Origin of the sequence: Euzebya rosea (assembly GCF_003073135.1) — a bacterium.
GTDB classification, from domain to species: Bacteria; Actinomycetota; Nitriliruptoria; order Euzebyales; family Euzebyaceae; genus Euzebya; species Euzebya rosea.
In genome coordinates this window covers 35,786-58,854 of sequence record NZ_PGDQ01000001.1, presented here as the reverse complement: position 1 = coordinate 58,854, position 23,069 = coordinate 35,786, and the positions used below count along the sequence as shown (strand labels likewise).

Annotated in this window: 17 protein-coding genes; 8 read left to right on the top strand and 9 right to left on the bottom strand. The window is 71.8% G+C overall.

Translation table 11 applies throughout. The features are described from left to right. Window positions 1-193 precede the first annotated feature (193 nt). A complete protein-coding gene (locus CUC05_RS00230) occupies window positions 194-1,654 on the bottom strand; it encodes a CAP domain-containing protein (RefSeq protein ID WP_170127873.1) in 1,461 nt (486 codons plus the stop codon). 131 nt (window positions 1,655-1,785) lie between these two features. On the opposite strand from CUC05_RS00230, the gene CUC05_RS00225 reads away from it, so the two are divergent. Beyond that, window positions 1,786-2,472 carry a hypothetical protein gene (locus tag CUC05_RS00225; protein ID WP_108664069.1) on the top strand — a complete coding sequence of 229 codons (687 nt, stop codon included), beginning with the start codon at window positions 1,786-1,788 and terminating at the stop codon, window positions 2,470-2,472. Here the strand turns inward: CUC05_RS00225 and CUC05_RS00220 are convergent. Further along, window positions 2,362-3,885: a glycosyltransferase family 87 protein gene (locus CUC05_RS00220; RefSeq protein ID WP_108664068.1), complete on the bottom strand. Its 1,524-nt coding sequence runs from the start codon at window positions 3,883-3,885 to the stop codon at window positions 2,362-2,364. The two genes, CUC05_RS00225 and CUC05_RS00220, sit on opposite strands and share 111 nt — an antisense overlap. Further along, window positions 3,882-6,416, bottom strand: a complete 2,535-nt coding sequence (locus CUC05_RS00215) for a glycosyltransferase (protein ID WP_108664067.1) — start codon at window positions 6,414-6,416, stop codon at window positions 3,882-3,884. The genes CUC05_RS00220 and CUC05_RS00215 overlap by 4 nt, the downstream gene beginning before the upstream one ends. Before the next feature lie 215 nt (window positions 6,417-6,631). Between CUC05_RS00215 and CUC05_RS00210 the strand changes: the two genes are divergently transcribed. Next, on the top strand, window positions 6,632-7,621 hold the full coding sequence (locus CUC05_RS00210; RefSeq protein ID WP_108664066.1) for a glycosyltransferase family 2 protein: 990 nt from the start codon (window positions 6,632-6,634) through the stop codon (window positions 7,619-7,621). 2 nt (window positions 7,622-7,623) lie between these two features. After that, window positions 7,624-8,775 carry a glycosyltransferase gene (locus tag CUC05_RS00205; protein WP_108664065.1) on the top strand — a complete coding sequence of 384 codons (1,152 nt, stop codon included), beginning with the start codon at window positions 7,624-7,626 and terminating at the stop codon, window positions 8,773-8,775. A 41-nt stretch (window positions 8,776-8,816) separates the two neighbouring features. On the opposite strand, the gene CUC05_RS00200 is transcribed toward CUC05_RS00205, so the two are convergent. From CUC05_RS00200 to CUC05_RS00190, 3 genes are read right to left on the bottom strand one after another with little or no spacing between them, the layout of a single operon-like run. Next, complete coding sequence (locus tag CUC05_RS00200) at window positions 8,817-9,785, bottom strand: zinc-binding metallopeptidase family protein (RefSeq protein ID WP_108664064.1); 969 nt, start codon at window positions 9,783-9,785, stop codon at window positions 8,817-8,819. A gap of 45 nt (window positions 9,786-9,830) precedes the next feature. After that, window positions 9,831-12,092, bottom strand: a complete 2,262-nt coding sequence (locus CUC05_RS00195; protein ID WP_170127872.1) for a copper resistance CopC/CopD family protein — start codon at window positions 12,090-12,092, stop codon at window positions 9,831-9,833. A gap of 14 nt (window positions 12,093-12,106) precedes the next feature. Then, window positions 12,107-13,762, bottom strand: coding sequence for a serine/threonine-protein kinase (locus tag CUC05_RS00190; protein ID WP_170127871.1), 1,656 nt, complete (start codon window positions 13,760-13,762; stop codon window positions 12,107-12,109). A gap of 117 nt (window positions 13,763-13,879) precedes the next feature. Between CUC05_RS00190 and CUC05_RS00185 the strand changes: the two genes are divergently transcribed. Further along, on the top strand, window positions 13,880-15,823 hold the full coding sequence (locus tag CUC05_RS00185; protein WP_108664061.1) for a cell wall-binding repeat-containing protein: 1,944 nt from the start codon (window positions 13,880-13,882) through the stop codon (window positions 15,821-15,823). Window positions 15,824-15,891: 68 nt separating this feature from the next. Here the strand turns inward: CUC05_RS00185 and CUC05_RS00180 are convergent, their stop codons facing one another. From CUC05_RS00180 to CUC05_RS00170, 3 genes are all read right to left on the bottom strand, one after another. Beyond that, a complete protein-coding gene (locus tag CUC05_RS00180) occupies window positions 15,892-16,893 on the bottom strand; it encodes a nucleotidyltransferase family protein (protein WP_108664060.1) in 1,002 nt (333 codons plus the stop codon). A 73-nt stretch (window positions 16,894-16,966) separates the two neighbouring features. Further along, window positions 16,967-18,313 (bottom strand): replication-associated recombination protein A, encoded by a 1,347-nt coding sequence (locus CUC05_RS00175; protein WP_205712052.1) that lies wholly within the window; start codon window positions 18,311-18,313, stop codon window positions 16,967-16,969. 36 nt (window positions 18,314-18,349) lie between these two features. Beyond that, on the bottom strand, window positions 18,350-19,222 hold the full coding sequence (locus CUC05_RS00170; RefSeq protein ID WP_157965031.1) for a septum formation family protein: 873 nt from the start codon (window positions 19,220-19,222) through the stop codon (window positions 18,350-18,352). A gap of 102 nt (window positions 19,223-19,324) precedes the next feature. On the opposite strand from CUC05_RS00170, the gene CUC05_RS00165 reads away from it, so the two are divergent. The 4 genes from CUC05_RS00165 to CUC05_RS00155 are packed head-to-tail and all read left to right on the top strand — an operon-like array spanning window position 19,325 to window position 23,062. After that, window positions 19,325-20,290, top strand: coding sequence for a UDP-glucuronic acid decarboxylase family protein (locus CUC05_RS00165; RefSeq protein WP_205712051.1), 966 nt, complete (start codon window positions 19,325-19,327; stop codon window positions 20,288-20,290). A gap of 11 nt (window positions 20,291-20,301) precedes the next feature. After that, window positions 20,302-21,441 carry a glycosyltransferase gene (locus CUC05_RS00160; protein WP_157965030.1) on the top strand — a complete coding sequence of 380 codons (1,140 nt, stop codon included), beginning with the start codon at window positions 20,302-20,304 and terminating at the stop codon, window positions 21,439-21,441. Continuing rightward, window positions 21,438-21,935 (top strand): hypothetical protein, encoded by a 498-nt coding sequence (locus CUC05_RS24360; RefSeq protein WP_157965029.1) that lies wholly within the window; start codon window positions 21,438-21,440, stop codon window positions 21,933-21,935. The genes CUC05_RS00160 and CUC05_RS24360 overlap by 4 nt, the downstream gene beginning before the upstream one ends. A gap of 44 nt (window positions 21,936-21,979) precedes the next feature. Further along, window positions 21,980-23,062, top strand: a complete 1,083-nt coding sequence (locus CUC05_RS00155) for a glycosyltransferase (protein ID WP_157965028.1) — start codon at window positions 21,980-21,982, stop codon at window positions 23,060-23,062. The last annotated feature ends 7 nt before the right edge of the window (window positions 23,063-23,069 follow it).

Genomic DNA, 23,069 nt, shown 5'->3' with positions numbered 1-23,069 from the left:
CCGTGCTTGGACGCCCGGTCGGTCCGGAGGGATGCGGGTGCGGACGAATCCGATCGCGCCGATCATCGTCCATCGACGACGCAGGCCCCGATCGCGCCGGTCATCGCGCCGGGACCAGCAGCGGATCGCGCCGATCATCGTCCATCGACGACGCAGGCCCCGATCGCGCCGGTCACCGCGTCGGGACGTCGGATCAGGTGGTGGCGGCGACGAACTCCTCGCGGGCCGCGTGGCTGACGTTGCGAACGAACCGCAGCGCCGCCGGGGCGCCGGGGCCGAAGCCGGCCTGGCGGACCGCGTCGGCCACGGGACGGGGCATGCCGTCGCCGGCGAACAGCAGCGGGGCCGAGTGACGGGCCGAGAACGTCGTGGTCGCCAGCGCGGTCGCCCAGCCGTCGTTGGTCCAGCCCGGGCTCACGACCAGCGCGGACCCGGGTTCGGCACGCGTCGACCAGGCGTCGAGCATGACCCGGCCACCGGTGTCGGCCCGGTCGGTCCCGGTCAGGCGCCACGCCCCAGCGGCGTGCACGACCGATTCGTCGACCATCACGTCGCCGCCGACGACGACGCGGTCGGCCTCGGGCCAGCGGTCGAGGACGCTCCTGGCCGCATCGTGCAGCGATCCGCGGCCGGTCAGCACGACCGGGGTCCCGAAGCGGGCCGCGAAGGCGCCGGCCGCGACGGCGTCCGCCCAGCCGTCACCGTTGGCGAGGAAGACCCGCCACGGCGTCCCTCGCAGGGAGCCGACCTCGTGGGCGACCATCGCCGCCGTCTCGTAGCGGGAGCTGCCGCGCAGCCGCACGGGGTTCGCGCCGATGCTGCGGATCTGCCCGTCGATGTCGCCGTGCAGCGCACCACCGACGAGGTGGACGGTGCCGCCGCCGCCGAGTGCCCGGCGCAGCTCGTCGAGGAGCCACCCGTGGAGGGGTTGGTCGGGGCGGGTCATCAGCAGCGGGGTGTTGCCGTCGACCAGTCCGGCCGCGGCCAGCGCGTCGGCGGCGAGGTCGCCGCGGACCACCACGGCCCGGCCGGCGCTCCCGTCGCCGATCAGCTCGCGGGACTGCGCCAGCGCCTCCTGTCCGGCAGAGGGCACCGGCGTGCGGATGAAGTTGCCCGTCGCGTACAGCCGGCCGCTGGACGTGACCGCCCAGCCCAGCCCCATGTCGGTCCAGTCGCCCAGCATGATCGCCCGGTGGCCGGAGGACCCGATCCAGCCGTCGACGCACCGGTTCGCCAGCTGGGCGGCCGTCTCACCCGACGCGGAGGCCGTGGCGACGATCTCACCGTCGGTCTCGACGGCCCAGCCGTACTGGGCCATGCGGTTGCCGTTGTGGCCCATGGACCCACGGTTGCGCTGGTGCTCGCTCCACGACTGGGCGACGGCGGACAGCTGATGGTCGAGCGGCAGCGGCGCGCGACCGTTGGACACCCGGTAGTCGTTGATCCGCTGGACCATGACGGCCATCGGGTCGTTGCTCGCGCGGGTGGCCGTCGCGGCGCGGGCTGCGGTGGCGGGCAGCGCCAGCGTGGCAGCGCCACCGAGCAGGCCGCCCAGGAGCAGGCGTCGGTCGAGGCGACCGTGCCGGACGAGCCCGGGCGAGCTGATGGTGCCGGCAGGCGGTGACGGCGCCGGCCGAGCGGAATGGTTTGCCATGACGTTGTGTTCCCCGTCGTCGATTGCTGCGTGGGATTGTCGGGGTGTCACGAGAGCCTGACGCATGGTCCACACGGCCACCCTGTCCGAACGTCCGCCGAGGGAGGACGATCCACGCAACACTGTTCGGGATGCCTCCCCCTCGTTCCTGCCTCGCCTGCCTGGCGGTCGTTGCCCTGCTGGTGCTGACCGGCTGTGCACGCACCGGGGGCGAGCCGTTCCAGCCGACCCACAACGGTCCGCTGCCGCTGGACGAGGGGACGACCGTCGGCCAGACGATCAACCCGGCCGGGGACGCCATCACCGGCCTTGACGTGCAGGTGGCGACCTACACCGCACCTGCCGACCCCGACGGCACACTGACGCTGGCGCTGCGTGACCCCGACACCGGTCAGCGCATCGCACGGACCTCCGTCGCGGGGACCGAGCTGGCCGACGCCACGTGGGTGTCCCTGCGGTTCGACACCCCCGTCGACGTGCCCGACGTCGTCCTCGCCGAGCTGTCGTGGGAGGGGGCGACACGCCTTGCGGTGTGGGCGAACACGCCGGCCAGCCCGCAGGTCCGCTCCGCGGGCGTGCCCAACGACCCCTACGAGGACGGCGAGCTGGTCGTCGACGGCCTGCCCCGAGCGGGCGACCTCGCGTTCCGCGTGCGCGGCGCGGCCGGCCCGGGCGCTGCCCTCGTGCAGCTCGGGGAGGTCGTTGCCTCAGCGGGAAGCCGGCTGCTGGCCGAACCGGTCTTCGCGACCCTCTGGGTCCTCGCCATGGTCGGCGGCGTCGCCCTCGCCGTGCGTGGGCTGCGACCCCGACGCAGCTGAGACACCACCGACGACGTCCGCGCCCGGACCATCGAAGTGCATCCCCGCTGCCACTGCGTCCCGGCTGCGGTCCCGCAGCCAGCTGACCAGCGGCCAGCACGTCAGCGCCATCAGCGCGACGAACGCCGTGCGGAGGGCCCCCGCGAGTTGCTCGACCAACTCCGGTGACGTCAGCAACGCCTCGCGCAGGTTGGGGACGGCGTCCACGACGTCGGGTTGCAGCGGCTGCAGCAGGCCCCAGGTCGTGCCCGGGCCGCCGTACAGGTCGGCCAGGGCCAGCACCGCGCCGACCTGCAGCAGGTGCAACCACAACATCCCACGCCACTCGGGACGTCGGGCCAGGGCCAGCGCGACGAAGGGGGTGACCCAGGCGAAGTAGTGGGCGCTGAACGTCGTCAGCGCGAACATGCCGAAGTGGAACAGGGCCAGCCAGACCCACAGCTCGGCCACCGGCACCGGCCCGCTACCCCACCAGCCGTACGCGCGGCCGATCAGGACACCGAACAGCCCGATGGCGAAGAGCCCGAAGAGGTAGATCGGCCCGACCCCGTCGACGGGGATGGTGTAGGCCAGGAAGGTGGACCCGGTGGAGTAGTCGCGCAGCCGGGAGAACTCCCCGACCGTGTCGGCCAGCAGCGTGTTGGTCCACATGACCACCGCGAACGGCAGCAACGACAGGGCGGCCCAGCCCAGCCGGGCAAGCGGTCGACGCATGACGATCAGGCCGAAGATCGGGACCAGCACGATCGGGTAGCCGCGCATGGTGATGGCCAGCCCGAGCAGGACCGCCCCCCACCACGGGTGCTCCCGCTCGCAGGCCCAGAGGGCCGCGACGACCAACGCCACCGCGAACATCTCGTAGCGGCCGAACGCATACGTGGCGTACAGGCCGATCGGCGAGAGCATCCAGAACGCCCAGGCCCGGGTGACGTGCCTGGGGGCGGCGTGGGCGACGAGCGCCAGGATCAGCAGGCCCGCGGCGATGTCGAAGGCCAGGTAGGGCAGCTTGAGCGTCAGCAGGGTGCCGAAGATGCCCTCGGTGTCGACGAACTGTCGTTGGAACTGCGCGGTCAGCGCCGGACCGTCGGCCCACCACCACGGGTCGGTCCACAGCACGTCGGCAGGGGGAAGCAACGGGTCCAGGATCCGCAGGGACAACGCGTGGGTGTAGTGCGCGCCCATGTTGACCAGGTAGTCGCTGTAGACCGCCCCGTCGTAGGCGATGAGGTGGCTGCGCCAGTAGACCGCCAGCATGTCGGCGCTGACGGTGAACGGGGCGATCAGCAGGCGCACGACCATGCCCACCCCGAACCAGCCGAGCAGGCGTGGCCGCTGGGCGGGATCGTGCAGGGGCGCCGGCAGCCACGACAGCAGCCGGGGCAGCCCCTGCGTCGACCGCCCGCCGCTGGTCATCGGCCGGCGGTGTAGTGCTTGATGATGTTCTTGGCGTGGATCAGCGCGGTCCTCGGCCCCTGTGCGGTGGCGGTGCCGATGAAGCGCTTGGCGTAGTAGTACGGCGAGCGCTCCGGGACGACGTCGGCCAGGGTGAAGTTGGACGCGATGTAGTCGTGTCGCTTGTGGGAGGTGTCGGCGGCCCGACGGGGGCTGCGACAGAACTCAACGATCGGCGCCACGGCCCGTTCCCACGTCATCTCGGGCTTGATGGCCGCGAGGTTGTCCACGCACTCCTGGTACAGGTCCTTGTCGTTGCGCAGGCGACGGATCGCGTCGGCGCACGCCTCGACGTCCTCCGGCGGGACGGTGATGCCCAGCCCCCGCTCCTTGGCCAGCAACGACAGCGTGTCGCCCTCGGTGGCCACCATCGGCAGCTCGCACCAGATGTAGTCGAGGATGCGGGTGCGAAAGGAGTACCGCGTCTCGAGGTGCTCGTAGTGGGTGGAGACGCCGACGTCGGCCTCCATCAGGTAGTTCTGCCGCTGGGTGTAGTCGATCCAGCCGTCGTTGAAGAACACGTGGGTGCCCAGCAGGCCGAGCTCGACGGCAAGGTTGTAGGACGACGACGCCATCTGCATCTTCGGCACGTCGGGGTTGGGGTGGGCCGACCCCATGAACCACAGCTTCACGTCGGGGTGGTCCTCGGCGACACGCCCGACGGCCTTGATCAGCGTCAGCGGGTCGAACCAGTTGTAGATCCCGCCGCCCCACAGCAGCAGGAAGTCGTCCTCCTCGATGCCGTCGACGACCCCGCGGAGCACCCGCTCCTCGGTCTTGATCGGCTGGCCCGCCGGCAACCCGAAGGGTGCGATGTCGATCAGCGACCGCAGCGACTCGTCCTCGTCGAAGGTGGCGGGGTTGATGCGCTTGAGCGCCGACATCTGGCCCAGCCAGAAGTCCCGCTGCTTCTCCGAGGCGCAGACGAAGAAGTCGCCCCGCTGCAGCTGCTTGTTCAGCACGTCGGTGTCGGAGTTGTGGGTGGCGTAGCGCTGCCACTCCAGCTCGTGCTTGCGGTGGCTCATCCCCTCCAGGTGGAAGGGGTCGTAGATGTCGACGATGACCGGGCCGTCGAAGGCCTCGATCTCGGGGATCGCGTGCATCACGAAGCCCTGGAAGATGACGATGTCGGCGACGTCGAGCAGCGCGTTGATGCCGCCGGGCGCCCCGGTCCAGGTGACGGTGAAGCCCCGGCTGTGGACGCTGGGCGGTGACATCGACGCAAGGGTCACGTCGAACCCGGCGTCGTGCAGGACCGTGGCCATCTCGAAGCAGCGGATCGCCGGGCCGGCCATGCGCTCGCTGAGGGTGTCGCCCGTGATGATCAACACGTGGGTCTTGTGGACCAGGTGCTCGTACAGGTCGAACGCCTTCTCCACGGCGTTCCACACCTCGAGGTACTCACGGCCGTTGACGTTGGGACGCAGCGTCTCCTTGAACAGCGGCAGGATCTCGGAGTCGGGCCGTTCGCGCTTGTCCTGGATGGCGTTGCGCTTGGCCGTCAGGTTGGAGATGCTGCGGCCGAAGTCCCGCATCGCCGCAAGGTGGGCGGCGGTGATCGCGGGAACGGGGAAGTCCTCGTCGTCGAGGTTCTTGGCCCCCTCGACGATGGAGAAGTCGGGCAACCCGTCGCGTTCGGTCAGGTCGGTCAGCCCACGCATCAGCGTGAGCAGGACCGCGCTGGGCAGGGTCCGGGCCAGCAGGTCGTCGCCGTAGTTCTTGAAGATGGTGGCAAGGGCGTTGCGCTCAAGCAGGTAGCGCTCGCGGGCGTAGCCGAAGCGCTTGATCGTGCCGTGATGGCGGTGGAAGACCTTGGAGGAGGGCACGAAGTGCACCTCGTGGCCCAGGACCCACAGGCGCCAGCCGAAGTCGACGTCCTCGAAGAAGGCGAAGAAGGACTCGTCGAACCCGCCGACGTCGAGGAACAGCTGGGTCGGCACGACCATGGCGCCGCCGGAGGCGAACAGGGTGCGTTCGGCGAAGTTGGGGTTCTCCCACGCGGACTGCTCGACCTTGTTGGCGTAGCCCATGCCGTTGAACGCCATGCGGCCGCCGGCGTAGTCGATGGTCTCGCGGTCGTCGCGCAGGATCAGCGAGCCGAGGCAGCCGACCTCCTCGTGGGAGGTCAGGTAGGCCACCGCCGCGGCGATCCAGTTGGGGTCGGCCTCGGCGTCGTTGTTCAGCAGCGCCAGGTACTCGCCGTTGGCGACCTCGGCACCCTGGTTGACGGCCGGGGCGAAGCCCACGTTGCTGTCGTTGACCAGGATCCGGACCTCGGGGAAGTCCTTGCGGACCATCTCCACCGACCCGTCGGTCGAGGCGTTGTCGATCAGGATGATCTCCAGCCGGTCGGACTCGTGGGTCTGCCGGACGAGGCTGGTCAGGCACGGGGCGAGGAGGTCGCGACCGTTGAGGTTGACCACGACCACGCTGACCGTCGGCTGCTCCTGGCGAAGGCCGGTGGACAGGGTGGCATCGGTGGGGGTCGACATCGGGCGCTCTGGCTCCTGGGAGGAAGAGGGAGGGCGAGCGCGGGCGTGCTGACGCCGGCTCGCATGGGACGTGGGAAGTGTACGGGCGCGGCCCGATGGAGCCGGGTGGACCGGGTGGCCATCAGGCGAGCCCTGCCCGGATCGACCCCTTCGTGCCCCATGACCGGTCGGGGGGTCAGGCCCCGCGAGCTCGGCGCCGCGTACCCTGAACCGCGATGCGCACGCCTGTCACCCTCTCCGCGGTCGTGCCCGTCTACAACGAGATCGAGTCGCTGCCGGCGTTCCATGCCGAGCTGGTCGAGGCCCTGCACGCCATGGATGTCAGCAGCGAGATCGTCTACGTCGACGACGGGTCGAGCGACGGCTCCACCGAGGAGCTGGAGAAGCTGCACCTGGGCGACCCCGACACCGTCCGGGTCGTGGTGCTGCGGCGCAACTTCGGCAAGTCCGCGGCGTTGGCCGCCGGGTTCGACGTCGCCCGCGGCGAGCTGCTGGTGACGCTGGACGCCGACGGGCAGGACGTCCCGGCCGAGATCGGCACGTTGCTGGCCACGATGGAGCGGGAGGACCTGGACCTTGTCGGCGGCTGGCGGGCCGCCCGCATCGACCGTCGGGCCAAGCGCTGGACCAGCCGGGGGTACAACGCCGCGACCCGCACCTTCACCGGCTTGGACCTGCACGACTTCAACACTGGCTTCAAGCTGCTCAAGCGCGAGGTGGTGGAGGAGATGCCGCTGTACGGCGAGTTCCATCGCTTCGTCCCGGTGCTGGCCCATGACCTGGGCTTCAGGGTCGGCGAGGTCGCCGTGACCCACCGTCCCCGTCAGGCGGGCACGTCGAAGTACCTGTCCCTGACGCGGTTCCCCAAGACCATGCTGGACCTGCTGACGGTCCTGTTCCTGACCCGGTTCGCCGACCGGCCGCTGTACCTGTTCGGTGGCGTGGGTGCGCTGCTGTCCGCGGTTGGTTTCCTGATCCTCGCCTACCTGTCGGTGCTGAAGCTGGCCACCGGTGCGGGCATCGGCCAGCGCCCGCTGCTGCAGTTCGGCATCCTCTCCCTGCTGGTCGGGGTGCAGCTCGTCGGCACCGGCTTCATCGGTGACGTGCTGCGGCACTCGGCGTCCCGGGAGCAGGTCCCCTACCGGATCCGGCGGACACTCGCCCCCGGTGTGGATCCCATCGACCCCCTCGACGGCGACGCCTGAGCGTGCGAGCCATCGCGCTGACCCACGTGTTCCCCCGGTGGGACGGCGATCCGTCGGCGGCGTTCCTGTCGACGTGGGCGGCCGCCCTCCGCGCCGACGGCCACGACGTCCGGGTCATCGCCCCCCACGATGCGGGGCTGCCGGAGGTCGACGTCATCGAGGACACGCCGGTCCGGTTCGTGCGCTACGCCCCGGAGGACCGCGAGGTCCTGGCCTACCGCGGTGAGATGCACCGCATCGCCCTGCAACCCACCGGCCCACCGCTGGTCGCCTCGATGATGACCCTGATGGCCGGCGCGCTCCGCCGTGCCGTCCGGCGATGGACGCCCGACGTGGTGCACGTCCACTGGTGGATGCCCGGGGCGATCATCGCGCGGATGGCCCGGGTCGACGTTCCCGTCGTGGTGCACCTGCACGGGACCGACATCGGGATCGTCGAGGGGCGTCCCGGGCTGCGGCCCCTGGCCCGGTGGGCGCTGGACGGGGCCGACCGGTTGGAGGTCGTCTCGACCTCGCTGGCGCGCCGGACCCGGTCGGCCGTGGGCCGGCGGGTCGACGGGCTGAACCCCATGCCCCTGGACATCGCCCGGTTCACCGACGTCGAGCCGCAGATGTCCCTGGACCGACCGATCGTGCTGGGCGTGGGGCGGCTGGTGCCGGAGAAGGGCTTCGCCGACCTCATCGACGCCGTGGCCGGGCTGGAGGACCGGGTGGTGCTGCGGCTGGTCGGCGACGGACCCGCCGCCCGCGACCTGGCGATCAGGGCGCACGAGCGGGGCGTCGAGCTGCAGCTTCCCGGCCGGGTCGACCCGCTCGACCTACCCGCGGAGTACGCCGCCGCGGAGGTGGTCGTGCAGCCCTCCCACGCCGAGGGGCTGGGCCTCGTGGCGGCCGAGGCGGCGCTGATGGGCCGGCCGATCGTCGCCACCGACTCGGGCGGCGTGCGCGACGTGCTCGACGACCAGCTGCTGGTCCGGGTGGGCGACGTCGAGTCCATGACCGCCAGGATCCGCGAGTCCCTCCACGACCCCGACCTTCCGGCGGTCGTGCGGGCCGGCCAGCGCGTGCGGCGGACCCTCTCCCCCGAGGCGTCGGCCCGGCGCACGGTGGACGGCTGGCAGCAGGCCATCGCCGCCCACCGAACCCGCGGCTGAGGGCCAGTCGGGTCGGGACGTCGGTCAGGTCGGGACGTCGGTCAGGCCGAGACGTCGGTCAGGCGGCGGTGGACCCAGCCGAGCTTGGACATGACCGTCGGGGCGAGCACGAACGGGTACAGGTCGTCATGGCCCATGGAGCGGTTGATGGCGTTGAGGGCGTAGGTCAACGGCAGCCAGGCCTGGATCAGCTCCGGCATGGTGTCGTTGTCCGGTTCTGCGTCGTCGGGGTCGGAGGTCAGCACCTCGTGCGCGCCGTCGACGCTGACGCCGAACGCCCCCGCGGTCTCCAGGACGTCGGTGATGTGCAGCCAGTGGGCGACGGTCTCGGCGAAGTCCTCCCACGGGTGGGCGGTGGCGTAGGTCGAGACGTAGGAGTCGGCCCAGCCCTCCGGCGGTTCGGCGTCGTAGTGGGCCTCCAGGGCCTCGCCGTAGTCGGCCCGCTCGTCGCCGAACACCCGTCGGAAGTCATCGATCACCTCGGACCCGTCGACGTACCGGGTCCACAGCCAGTGGCCGATCTCGTGGCGGAAGTGCCCGAGCAGGGTGCGGTAGGGCTCGTCCATCTGCTCGCGGATGCGGATGCGCTCGACGTCGTCGGCCTCGGCCAGGTCCAGGGTGATGACCCCGTCGGCGTGGCCGGTGATGACCTGTTCGTCCCGGCTGGACAGCAGGTCGAACGTGGCCCCCTGCACGTCGAGGCCCATGCGCTCCAGCTGGAAGACCAGCCGGCGCTTGGCCGCTTCCGCGCGGCGCCATTCCGCCGCGATCTCCGGGTCGTCCAGGGAGGGGCGGGTGCGGGTCAGCCGGCAGGATCGGCAGTACTGCTCGCCGTTCTCGGTGACCCACGGGCAGCCGTGCTCGCGGTTGGCGCACCGCACGTCATCGGCCGTTGCCGAGCGCATCGCCCACGTCGCGGGGTCGAGGACCAGGTCGGTGCCGCAGCGGGTGCAGGAGGTGTTGTCGAAGAAGACCAGCTGGGTGCAGCGGTCGCAGGAGAAAGTGATCACGTCCAAGGTCTACCCCGGACCGAAACCCTTTCGAACCCCAGGACCTCAACCGAGCGCCACCGTGGCCAGCGCCTGGTCACGGGTTGCCTCGCAGGGACCGGTCCAGTCCGGCTGCACGGCGGCGCACAGCGCGTCGGCGGACTCGCGTGCGGAGGTCTCGTACACGGCGTTGGACGCCGCACCCTCGATGCACCAGTGGGCCGCGTCGGCCGATCCCATGCTGCACCGCTCGATCACGCCGTCGGGGTCCAGTGCGGCGATGGAGGAGATGTCGCGGCCCATCGAGCGATAACACGCCGTCCGGTTGAGCCCCTCGACGCTGTCACACCACTCGAAGGCTCCGGGGATGTCGCCGCCGAGCCGCCAGATGATCATCGATGTCTGCATCATCCAGCAGTCCTCGGCCAGGTCGTCGTCGACCTCGGTGCAGGGATATCGCAGGTCGTCGGCGGGTACGCCGGGCGTGGTCAGCCCCTGCTGGGCAGCCATGACGTTCTCCATGAACGCGCCGCTGGCGCAGGACCGGACCAGCCAGAACTCCTCGAGGTCACGGCACAACGGCAACGCCTCGAACAGGTCGGCGTCGACCCGCAGCATCAGCCCGTGGCCGAGGCCGTGCAGGCAGTTGTAGTGGGTGAAGGAGTAGCGGGGGTCGGCCGCCCCGTCGCAGAAGGTGGGCAGCTGCCCGGAGAGCGCGTCGTCGTCGATCTCCGCCAGGCGGGCCTCGATGAAGCCGTGGAAGTACCCCGACCAGCAGGCCGACCCGTCGACGGACAGGGCGTCGGCCATGTCCTCGATCTGCTCCGCTGCGTCGTTGCCGATGTCGTGCACGACCTGATGGCAGTTCTCCGCCACGTAGCCGTCCACGGCCTGCGCGGCGACGGCCGCGTCGATGGCGGCCTGCGGTCCCTGGGTCGCCAGGATCGTCGACAGGGTCGAGCGGTAGCAGGCGCCCCGGCCGACCTCCAGGTCCCGGCAGACGGTCGGGTCGTCCGCGGTTCCGTCCAGCACGGCGGCGACGGCCGGGTCCAGCCCCCCGGTCCCCTGGCCCCAGCCGGGGTCCCAGCCGACCAGCACGGCGCCCAGCACGAGCGCCACGACCAGCCCCAGCGCCTCGACGCGGGCGGTGCGTGGCACGTCGGCCCACCCCTCCCGTGTCCGGTGGTGCCACAGGCCGAGCGGCACGGCGACACCGACCACGATCACGGCCTTGAGGACCAGCGCGACCAACACCCCGCCCTCCATCCCCGACCAGGCCCGCGCAGCCAGCAGCAGGCCGGTGGCCCCGACGACCGCCAGGGACCACCCGGCGACGGGGACCATCCGACGCAGCGATGCCCGCAGCTGCAGGGTGCGTTCTTCACGGTCCAGCGCTCGCCATGCCGGAGTGCCGGCGACGAGCAACATCACGAGCAGCGGGCCGGTCCAGGCCGCGGCAGCGCCCAGGTGGAGGATGCCGAAGGTGACCGCGAGCAAGGGATCCTCACGGGAGAGGGCATGTCCGGCGAGGGTCCCGCCCACGACGGCGACGACCAGCGCGACCAGCGCCGGGGTCGTGGGGATGCGGCCGGTGGTCCGTGCCCCCGTTCGTGTGCTCCCGATCGCGAGCAGCCCGAGGAGCACGCCGACGGCGGCGAACCCCACCGTGCCGCGTGAGGTCCAGGCGAGGTCGCCGGCGCCGGCCTCCAGCAGGACCGCCAGCGCCACCCCACCGCGGCCGAGCGCCACGACGGCGCTGGCGAGGAGCAACCCGCCGATCCGGCGTCGGGTGATCCGGCCGGCCAGTCCTGCGTGCCCCACCGCGGCCGCACCCGCGAGGAGGGCGAGGGCGACGTACCAGGCGATCCGGAGGGCCAGTCCGGCCGTGTCCAGCGTCCTCGCGGTCAGGGTGGCCCCGCCGGCCACGCTCGTCGTCCCGCCGACCTCCGTGCCGACGCCGAAGAGGACCTCGCCGAGGACCCGGTGGCCGTCGTCCCCGATCGACTGCCACGCCAGTCCGTAGACGGCGTGCGGCAGGCGGGGAACGCCGAAGGCCACCACGGTGGTCTCGCCCGCCTCGCCCGAGAGCGGCTGGACGGCGACGACGTCACCGTCGGCGCTGCGCAGCTCGGCGGTGACCGTGCGGGGGTCGACCGCGGTGGCGAACGTCAGGACGATCTCGTCTGGCGAGTAGGCCAGCCGTTCCCCCGTCGCCGGGGACGACGCGACCAGCGAGGTGTGGGCACGGGCCGGCCCCGCTGTCAGGGCCAGCCCGGCCGTGGCCAGGACCAGGGCCAGCACGAGCCGGCCCACACGCCCCGTGGACACCGGCGACCGCACCATCAGTCAGCCGACGACGTCGGGGGCGGTGGAGGTGGGGGTGGAGGTGGAGGCGGTGGGGGTGGTGGTGGTGGAGGCGGTGGTGGCGGTGGTGGTGGAGGCGGCGGCGGTGGAGGCGGCGGTGGTGGAGGCGGCGGCGGCGGTGGAGGGGGTGGCGGGGGTGGCGGAGGCGGCGGCGCCGGTGGCGGCGCCTGCGGCTGGGGAGCCGGCTCGACGGTCTCCACGACCGGGACCTCCGTCGCGGTCGCGCTCTCGGTGGGGGTGGCGGTCTCCGTCGGCGTCTCGGACTCCGTCGGGATGACCAGGCCGTTCGTGCCCTCCTTCACGGAGTCGGTCTCGGACTCCGACGGGGTTCCGTCGTCCTCGGAGGGCTCGGTCTCGCTCGCGCTGACCGACTCCGTGGGGGTCGGGTCGTCGTTGGCGACCGAGTCGTCACCGCCGAGGGCGACCACGCCGACGACACCGATGACCGCCGCGGCGAGCACGGCGGCGATGCCGATGAACAGCCCGCGCCGGGAGGAGGGGTCGGCAGGCGGGACGGGCGGAGTGGTCGGTGGCAGGATCGACTCGCTGACCCGGTGGGTGGGTGGCGCGCCCGCTTCGGCCGCCGCGGCCCCGACCAGCAGCCCCTCACCGGTCGTCGAGCCGCTGGCCTGGACCACCGGCTGCCGGTCGACGGTCGGCAGGTCGCCGACCCGGACACCCGGGGCCGTGAACTCGCCGGTCCTGGCCCCCGAGGCGGACACCTCGTCGTCGGCGTCTCCCCGGATCAGCATGCCGGGGGCGCGGAGGCCATGGGCGGACAGGACGTCGGCCATGGCGTTGCCGAAGGCCTCGACCGACGGGTACCGGTCCTCGGGCTTCTTGGCCAGACCCTGCTCGATCAGCGCGATGACGTCCGGCGGGACCTCCTGGGCGGTGACGGGGGGCATCGGGTTGAGGAGGATGCGGGCCAGCATCGGCGTCAGCGTCTCGTCCCCCTCGCTGGCGAAGGCCGGACGGCCCTGCACCAGCGCGTACAGGGTGGACGCCATGGAGTAGACGTCGGCGGACGCGGTGGGACGGTTGCCCTCCAGCACCTCGGGCGCCACGTGCGACAACGAGCCGGTGATCGAGCCGGTGGCGGTCTCGGTTCCACCGGTGATACGGGCGATGCCGAAGTCACCGAGGGACGGTTCGCCGAACCCGTTGAGCAGGATGTTCTCGGGCTTGATGTCGCGGTGCAGGATGCCGGCCCGATGGGCGGTCTCCAGCGCGCCTGCGACCTTGATGCCCGCCGCGAACGCGTCGGGCCAGGCCATGACGCCCTGGGTGTCGACGAGGTCCTTCAGGGACCCGCCGGGCATGTACGCCATGACGATGTAGGGGTACCCGCCTGACGTCTTGCCCCATGTGTAGACGGTGATGATGTGGGGGTGGCCGGCGAGCGTGCCCATGGCCTGCAGCTCGCGGGTGAACTTCTGGTCGGCCTTCTCCGTCGAGCTGGGCTGGTTCAGGACCTTGATGGCGACGGTCCGCGACAGCGAGAGCTCTCGGGCCCTGAAGACGTAGCCGAAGCCACCTCGCCCGACCCTCACGGCGTCGACGAAGTCGTCCGGCATGGCGAAACGGACCCAGTCCGGGTCCGGCTCGTCCGGCGAGTACGGGATGTCGGTCATCGGTAGGGCAGTCCCCTGAAGAATGTCGTACACGCAGGCTACTCCCATCTGCGAGTCGTATCGTTCGTTCGCACGCCCGTAGTGGCTCATTGGCCTCCGACGTCACAGGTTCGACACATGTCTGCACCACATCGCCGTACCGCATCCCTGCTCGTGGTCCTCCTCACCATGGGGGTCCTGACCGCGTTCCCGGCCAGCGCCGAGGAGTTCGCATCCTTCGGCTGCTTCGCCGATCCGGGAGGTGACGCCGGCGGCGTGGACATCGCCGACATCGTGGGGACCTGCCTGCAGTACCCCGACACCGACCCGTCGGCGGAGTTCCCGCAGGGTGAGCCCATCCGCCTGACCACCGTGTTCGCGGCGGGCAACAACCCGCTGCAGGACGCGTCGTGGAGCAACGACGACACGGCGCTGCAGGTCGCGCTGTCCACCGACGGTGATGCCGCCCCCGAGCTCGTGCTGCGGCTGTTCCACGACGGCAACAGCCTGGTGCGCAGCATCACCGACGGCAGCGGCGGGCCGGTCGCCGCCTGCGACGCGCAGGTCGAGCTCGATCCCAGCTTCCAGGGCATCGACTTCGTCCTGCAGCCGAGCTGCATCCCCGACAGCCCCGACGTGCGCTACAGCGTGCAGATGACCTACGAGCAGACCGAGGGCGCCGCGGTGGCGATGGACCGCTGGCCCGACTCCGACGCCTCCGTCCGTATGCCCCGCGGCGACGAGAACCCGTTCTGCGACGTTCCGTCGGAAACCGGTGTGGAGGTCGTCGTGGCGCGGGTGGCCTGCGGCATCGGGGGCACGGAGCCGGTCAGCCAGGCCGTGGCGATCAGCCAGTTCGTCTTCAACGACCTGTCCACGCTGGAGTTCGAGCCCTACACCGGCCAGTGGGCCGTGATCGTGCGCGACGACAACTTCGCCGACGCCCTGGCCGGCTCCTCCCTCGGCTTCGGCCAGGGGCCGCTGCTCTTCACCTACTCCCCCACCTCCGGCCCGGCCCTCGGCCAGGACCACACCCGGCTTGCCGCGGCCACGAAGCAGGAGCTGATCCGCACCGTGCCGCGCGGGTTCCCCGTGTACGTCCTCGGGGGCACCGCCGCGATCGACGAGGGGGTCATGGACCACCTGCGCGAGCTCGGCTACGACGCCCAGCGCCTGTCCGGCCCGACCCGCGTCGACACCGCCGCAGCAGTTGCGCTGGAGGTGCGACGACGCACGCAGGACTTCGCCGCCCGCAACCCCGGGTTCCCCGACACCAACATGGTGCTGATGGCCAACCAGGACAACTGGCCCGACGCGGTGCTGGCCGGGCAGGTCGGTGCGCTGTGGGGCTTCCCGGTCCTGCTGACCGGCGCGACGGGCGATGCCCCCGCGGCCACCCTGGCGGCGCTCGACGCACTGCGTCCGCAGGCCATCCAGTTCATCGGGGGGCAGACGGTGATCTCCAGCGACACCCTCCGGTCGATCCGTGAGTACGCCAACACCGGCGGGTACGCATTCGGCGGCCCCGGGGCGGAGCTGACCGACGACACCTCCAACCCGTGGCGGCAGTTCTGCGCCAACTCCAACCCCGACGGCACCCAGACCCCGCGCTGGACCTGCCGTTGGGGCGGCGACACCCGCATCGCGACGGGGGCGGCGGTCAGCCAGTTCGGCCGCGAGATGATCCAGCGGTTCGGCGGCGAGGACACCCTCATCCCCGACACGGAGGTCTACGCCTCGGGCGTGGCGCTCGGCGGCGGCCGCGACAGCGACAACTACGCCTACGTGCTGGCGGCATCGATGATGTCGGGCCGGTTCGGCGGTGCGGTCTTCCTGCCGACGGACAACAACACGTTGACCGACACGGTGATCCAGTCGGTGTGCGACATCCGACGCGGCAAGGACACCAACGGCGACGGCGAGCCCGACACCCCGTTCATCGAGTTCGTCGAGCTCGTGGCGCTGATGGCCGACACCGACAAGCTGTCCGACGAGTTCGGCGAGGAGATCCGCTCGCTGATCAGCGACGGCTGCCCGGCCACCTTCGCCACGGCAGCCCCGGACCTGGTCGCCGCTGACTGACCCCTGTCGGGTTCCGGGCCGCCCGCCGCAGGAACCCGACACGCCACCGGCTCGGCGGCGTGGACGGGTCAGCGGGTGCCGAGGTAGGTGCGGATGCCCAGCACGCTGCCCTTCGGCACGACGACGCCCGTACCGATCTCCGACAACGCCCCGACGAGGGCGTCGCTGATGACGGCGGCGTCGTGCACCTCCACCTCCTCGTGCAGCACCGCCCCCTGCAGCACCGCGCCCGCACCCACGCGGCACCGCGGTCCCACCACGGAGCCGAACCGCACCACCGCGGTCTCGTCGACCACCGCGCTGGGGTGGATGGCCGACTGCCCCTCGACCACGACCATGCCCTCGGCCAGCGGCCAGGCGCACTCGCCGTCGATCACGGCCCGGTGGCCCTCGAGGTAGCGGGCCGGCGTACCGAGGTCCTGCCAGTACGCGTCGTCGTTGACGCCGAGCATCCTCTCCCCGGCGTCCAGCAGGCCCGGGAAGACCTGGCGCTCGAACGACAACGGTCCGTCGCCGGGGAAGTGGCCGAACAGCCGGGGCTGCAGGACGTAGGTGCCGGCGTTGATGGTGTTGTCGGGCACCGTGCCCGGCTGGGGCTTCTCCACGAACCGGCGCACCATTCCCTCGCCGTTGCGCACGACCACACCGAACGCGGAGGTGTCGGCAACCTCGTGCAGGGTCAGCGTGGCGACGGCGCCCGACCGGACGTGGCTGTCGATGATGCGGCGCAGGTCGACGTCGGTCAGGACGTCACCGTTGCAGACCAGGACGGGTTCGTCGGGCTCGTCGGCGAGGGCACGGCGGACCGCTCCGGCGGTGTCGAGCGCCATCTCCTCGGTCGCGACGTCGATCTCGAGGCCCAGCTGCGGCGCCGCGTCGACCAGCGGTTGGAACGGGGCGGCGTCGCGCCCGACCAGGAAGGTGGCGCGGGTGACGCCCGCATCGACCAGTCGCCGGAGCAGGCCGTGGGCGTAGGGGTCACCCATGAAGGGGACCAGCGGCTTGGGGATGAGGTGGGTGAGCGGACGCAGCCGTGTGCCACGGCCACCCGCCAGGATCAGGGCGCGCATCGTCGGGCAGGCTAACCCGATGTGTGTCGGCGAACCACGACGGGTGGCCGGTTCGACGACACACCGAGGGGGATCAGCGGCTGTCGCGCCAGGAGTTGAGGGTCGGTTCGGCGCCGTGGTCGCCGGGTTCGTAGATGCGCCGCAGGCCGTCGGGTCCGTACTGCTGGTCGACCCAGCCACGCTCGTCGTCGTGGGGATAGGCGTACCCCACGCCGTGGCCGAGGCGCTTGGCGCCCTTGTAGTGGGCGTCGCGCAACGACGCCGGCACCGGGGCGTTGCCCAACCGCTCGACCTCCGCGTCCGCCTTCGCCATGGCCCGCGTGACCGCGTTGGACTTGGGCGCCAGGGCGAGGTGGATGCAGGCCTGGGACAGCGCGAAGCGGGCCTCGGGCAGCCCGACGCGGTCCAGCGCCTCGAAGGCCGCCACGGACACGGCCAGCGCCTGGGGATGGGCCAGCCCGATGTCCTCGCTGGCGAGGATCACCATCCGCCGTGCGAGGAAGCGCGGGTCCTCCCCCTCCGCCAGCATGCGGGTCAGCCAGTACATCGCCGCATCCGGATCCGACCCGCGCATCGACTTGATGAACGCGCTGACCTGGTCGTAGTGGTTGTCGCCCGCCTTGTCGTAGCGCAGGTGGGGCTGTGCCAGCGCGGACTGCACCATCTCGGGGGTGATCTCCCCGTCCTCGGTGCCCACCGCCAGCGCGGCCGCCGCGTCCAGCCCGGTCAGCAGCACCCTCGCATCGCCGTCGGCGGCATGGAGCAGCGCGGCGCGCGCGTCGTCGGTGGCGGTGACCCCCTCCAGGCCCGGGTCGGCCAGGCCCCGGTCGAGCAGCACCGAGAGGTCCTCGGGCTCCAGCGGCGCCAGCCGGTAGAGGATGCTGCGCGACAACAACGCGGCGTTGACCTCGAAGGAGGGGTTCTCCGTCGTGGCCCCGATCAGCACGACGTCGCCCGCCTCGACCGACGGCAGCAGCGCGTCCTGCTGGGACTTGTTGAAGCGGTGGATCTCGTCGACGAACAGGATCGTGCGGCGCTGGGTCCGTCGCAGCCGTTCCCGGCCCTCGACGACGGCCGCGCGCACGTCCTTGACGCCGGCCGTGACGGCCGACAGGACGATCATCTCGGCGTTGGCCTCGGCCGCGATGACCCCCGCAAGGGTGGTCTTGCCGGTCCCCGGTGGCCCCCACAGGACCATGGAGGACAACCGGCCGCTCGCGATCGTGCGGCGGATCGGCCCCTCCGGTCCGATCAGGTGCTGCTGGCCCACGACCTCGTCGAGGGTGCGGGGGCGCAGCCGGGCGGCGAGGGGTGCCGTGGCCGACCCGGCGCCGGCACCCGACATCACCCGCCGGGGGCCCGGCGGGGTGTCATCGGCAGTGCGGTCGTCGTCGCCGCCGAACAGCTGTGCCTCAGGCACGGGCCGCCACGACGACGGCCCACCGATGGCCGTCGGTCACTGTCCCGAGCCGCGCACCGAGGCGTTGAGCTGGGTGGTCGGGTCGTAGAGCAGGCAGACGATCTCGCGGTCACCCTGCTCCCACGACGCCTCCGTGGGGGTCAGCTGGCTGGTGAAGAACCGTGACTCGGCCCACACCACACCGACGTAGTCGGTGAACGCCTGTCCCTGGCACTGCTCGTCGGCGAAGGTGTTCAGCTGCTCGAGCCCCGGGAACCCGGTGCCGTCGTCGGGGTGGTCGACGAGGAAGAAGACCTCGCTGTCGTGGGGTGTGTCACACGGGACGACGGCCACGGACTGCACCTCGTCGCTGGTCGACGGGCTGTTGTAGCAGTCGCCGACGGCCAGCTCGAAGACCGACGCGTCCTCACCGGGGACGGCGGTCGGGGTCTCGTCGGCCGGCAGGTCGTCGAGGACCTCGGGTTCGGTCCCCTCGTCGGCCAGGTCGCTGTTGAGGTCGTCGACGGCCTCCCCGAGCTCGGATGCCGTGGCCTCGGTGTCGGCGTCGACCACGTCGTCGTCACCGCCGGCCAGCAGGACCGCGGCGAGGCCACCACCGGCGAGCACGAGGACGAGCAGCACGAGGCCGACGATCAGGCCCACGTTGGACTTCTTGGGGGGCGGCGGCTGGAATCCGGACCCGGGCTGGTTGTAGTACCCGGGCGGCTGCTGCCCGTAGGCGGGCTGCTGGCCGTAGGCGGGCGGGGCCTGTCCGGGGGGAGTCCCGTAGCCCCCCGGCTGACCCTGGGGTTGGGCGGGCGGCTGCTGTCCCCACCCCTGCTGGGGGGGCTGCCCACCGGGGGGACCCCCCTGCCATGGCGTGGGGTTCTGCGGCGGGTTGCCCCAGCCCGGCGGTGTCTGGTCGCTCACTGGTCGGTTCCCTTCTGCACACCACGGTTGTAGCTGCAACACCACCCTGCTCGCCACAGGCGAAGTCGGGGCATGACGTCATCGACCCGTATGATCGCCCGCGTGACCTACGACCTGACAGTCTTCGACGGCGCAACCGCAGTGATCACCGGCGGGGCCGGCTTCCTCGGTTCGCACCTCTCCCACCGCCTCCTGGACCTCGGCGCACGCGTCGTGGTGATGGACAACCTGTCGACGGGCTCGGCGTCCAACATCGAGGACCTGCTCGGCCACGACCGGTTCTCGTTCATGCGCTACGACGTGACGGAGTACATCCACGTCGGAGGGTCGGTGGACTTCGTGCTGCACTGGGCCTCCCCCGCATCGCCGATCGACTACCTGAAGCTGCCGATCCAGACCATGAAGGTCGGTGCGCTGGGCACGCACAAGGCGCTCGGGCTGGCCAGGGCCAAGGGCGCACGCTTCATGCTGGCGTCGACCAGCGAGGTCTACGGCGATCCCGACATCCACCCGCAGCCGGAGTCCTACTGGGGCAACGTCAACCCGATCGGCCCGCGAGGGGTCTACGACGAGGCCAAGCGCTTCGCCGAGGCCCTGACCTTCGCCTACCACCGCTCCCACGACATGGAGGTGCGGGTGCCGCGCATCTTCAACACCTTCGGGCCGAGGATGCGCATGGACGACGGGCGTGCGGTACCCACGTTCATCGCGCAGACCCTTCGTGGCGAGCCCCTCACGGTGTTCGGCGACGGACAGCAGACCCGGTCGCTGTGCTACGTCGACGACCTGGTGGAGGGGTTGCTGCGCCTGCTGTCCAGCGACTACGACGCCACCCCGGTCAACATCGGCAACCAGCACGAGATGACCATCCTCGAGGTCGCCCAGCGCATCCAGAAGCTGGCCGGCGTGTCGCCGGGCATCGTCCACGAGCCGATGCCGGTCGACGACCCGAAGGTCCGCCAGCCGGACACGACGATCGCCCGCCGCGAGCTCGACTGGAAGCCCGAGGTCGACATCGACGACGGACTGATGCGCACCATCGAGTGGGTCCGCGCCAACCGGATGTGACCTCGGGGGACGTGATCGGCAGGGCCGACGGGCCGCGTGTCCTGTTCGTCCCCTCCAACGGGATGGGCCTGGGGCACATGACCCGTGCCGCCGCCATCGCTCGTCGACTGGGCGAGGCAGGGGCCATGCCCATCCTGTGCGTCCTCTCGCCGCTGATCGACCCGCTCCGGCGGATGGGGTTCCTGGTCGAGCACATCCCGTCCTACGCCTCGACCCCGCTCGAGCGGTGGCACTGGCAACGACTGCTCGCCGACCAGCTGCGCCACCTGATCGAGGTCCATCACGTCTCGGCGGTGGTCTTCGACGGCGTCGCCCCGTACCGGGGGGTGCGACAGGTCATGGCGGAGGAGGATGCGCCGCCGTTCGCCTGGGTCCGCCGAGGACGATGGCGGGCCGACGCCCGACCTGCCGCGACGGCCGCGGGCTTCTCGATGGTGGTCGAACCCGGCGAGGTGGACCGTGCTGTCGGCGACGACGACCCGACAGCCGTGGTCGTGGCGGGCTCCTCCGACGGTGTCCCCGTCCGGGGGGTCGGCCCCGTCCTGCTGCACGACCACCGGGACCTGCGAACCCGGGATCAGGCGGTGGCCGACCTGGGGCTGCCCGCTGACCAGCGCTACGGCCTGATTTCCCTGGGAACTGGCCTGGCAGGTCCACTTGCCCACACCGCCGGGCCGTTGGTGACCGCCATGCGCGATCGGGGACTGGTCCCGGTGGTCGCCGCCTCTCCCCTCGTGTCGCCGCCCACCGTGCGGGGGGCGCTGGTCCGCCAGCGGTACCCGCTGGCCCCGGCGTTGGCGGCCTTCGACGTCGCGGTCCTCGCTGCCGGATACAACTCCGTCGTCGAGGCGGTGGCCTGTCGGACGCCGTCGATCCTGGTGCCGAACCCAGCAGCTGCGGTGGACGACCAGCTGGCCCGCGCAGCCGGCCTGGAGCAGCAGGGCCTGGCGGTGCTGTGGGACTCGACGGGAGCGTCCGGCCGAGCCGGTGAGGGTGGATCGGGCCCAGAGGCGGCGCTCGACAAGGCGCTGGACGACCGTTCGGCGCTGGTCGAACGCATGGCCGCACGACCGGTCCCGCAGGGGGCGACCCGCGCAGCGGACCTGATCAGGGAGCTGACCCGCCACCCCGGCAGGAAGCCCGTCGCATGAGCAGTCCGACGATGCCGAGCGCTGTCCGGACGGGACTTCGCACGGTCTACGGCCTGCTGCTGGCGGCGTTGCCCGGCGGGTTGGCCGACCGGCTGCGCGACGTCGTGGCCCGGATTCGCGGGCGCTGGCCGGGACTGGACGGCCCGACCGGCGGACGGGTCCGCGTGCCCGGCCCGCTGGACCATCCGGTCGTCCTGGTCGTCGCCGTGGGATGTGACCCGGCCAGGCTCCGTCGTGCCGTCGACGGCCTGTCCGACGTGCCGGTCCGTTCGGTCTGGCTGGTCGACACCCCCCTCCCGGGCGACATGGCCGATCAGGTCATCGAGTGGGTGCCCCCCGCCACGGACTACGCGCGGTTCGGCCTCAACGCAGACGCCCTGCGGCGGTCCCGAATGGACGCCGTGGAGCGACGCTACCGCCCGAAGCGCGTCGTGGTCATCGGCCCCGAGGGACCGCTGCCGGATCCCGTCCTCATCACGCCGGCCCCGTGGTGAGCCCGACGTCCCCCTCCCGCCCTCGGGTGCTAGTGGTCACGACCGTGCACCCACCCGACGACCCACGCATCCGGTACAAGACCGCGGCCAGCCTGGCGAAGGACGTCGCGGTCCGGCTGGCGACGCGTGCCCCCGGCCCGAGCGACACGTGGGGGATCGACCCGGTGGTGCTGAGGGGCTCGAGACCGCGCAGGGCGATCGCCGCGCTGCGCGAGATGCTGCGAGGTGACGTGGACCTCGTCTCCATCCACGACCCCGAGCTGCTGCCCGTCGCGCTGGTGGCCCGGCTGCTGCGCCGGATACCGGTGGTGTTCGACGTGCACGAGGACCTGCCGGTCCGTGCGGGCCTGTCCCGTCGGGTCACCGAGCCGGCGACCGGTGGACGATCGCCGGCCACGGCCGTTCGGGCCCGCGTGGGGCCCTGGCTGACCCGCCGGCTCCTGCACATGGTCGAGCGGTGGGTCGTGGTCACGCTGGCCGAGGAGGGGTACGCCCGCGACTTCCGACGTGCCCACCCGGTGCTGCCGAACCACCTGCTCGTCGACGTCCTGCCGTCACCGACGCGCAGCACCACCGAGGGCGGGGTCGTCTACCTCGGGGACGTGACCACGGCCCGAGGCGTGGTCGTGCTGCTGGACGCCGTGGCCTCGGGGCTGCCCGGGCGGCCCCTGCACCTGATCGGTCGGTGTGCGCCGGACCTCGCCGACACCCTGCGGCGCCGAGCCGACGCGCTCGGCGTGGCATTGGAGGTCCACGGCTGGATGGCGTTGCCCGACGCGCTGCGGCGGGTGGCCGTGGCCGAGGTCGCAGCCTGTCCGTTGACCGACCACCCCGCGTACCGACGGTCCCTCCCGACGAAGGTGCTGGAGTACCTGGCGGTCGGGGTACCCGTCGTGGCCTCGAACCTGCCCGGTACCGCCGAGGTCGTCGGGAGGCTGCCGGGCGTGGTGCTGGTCCCCCCGGGCCATGTCGACCAGCTGGCTCGTGGCCTGGCCACCGCAACCGATCCGGCCCTCAGGGAGGCTGCGGTGCGCGGGGCGGACGCCGTCCGCGAGCGCTTCGGCTGGCCCGACGAACGGATCAGGCAGGTGTACCGAGACGTCCTGGCCGCCTCCCCCGAGCCCTGATCCGACA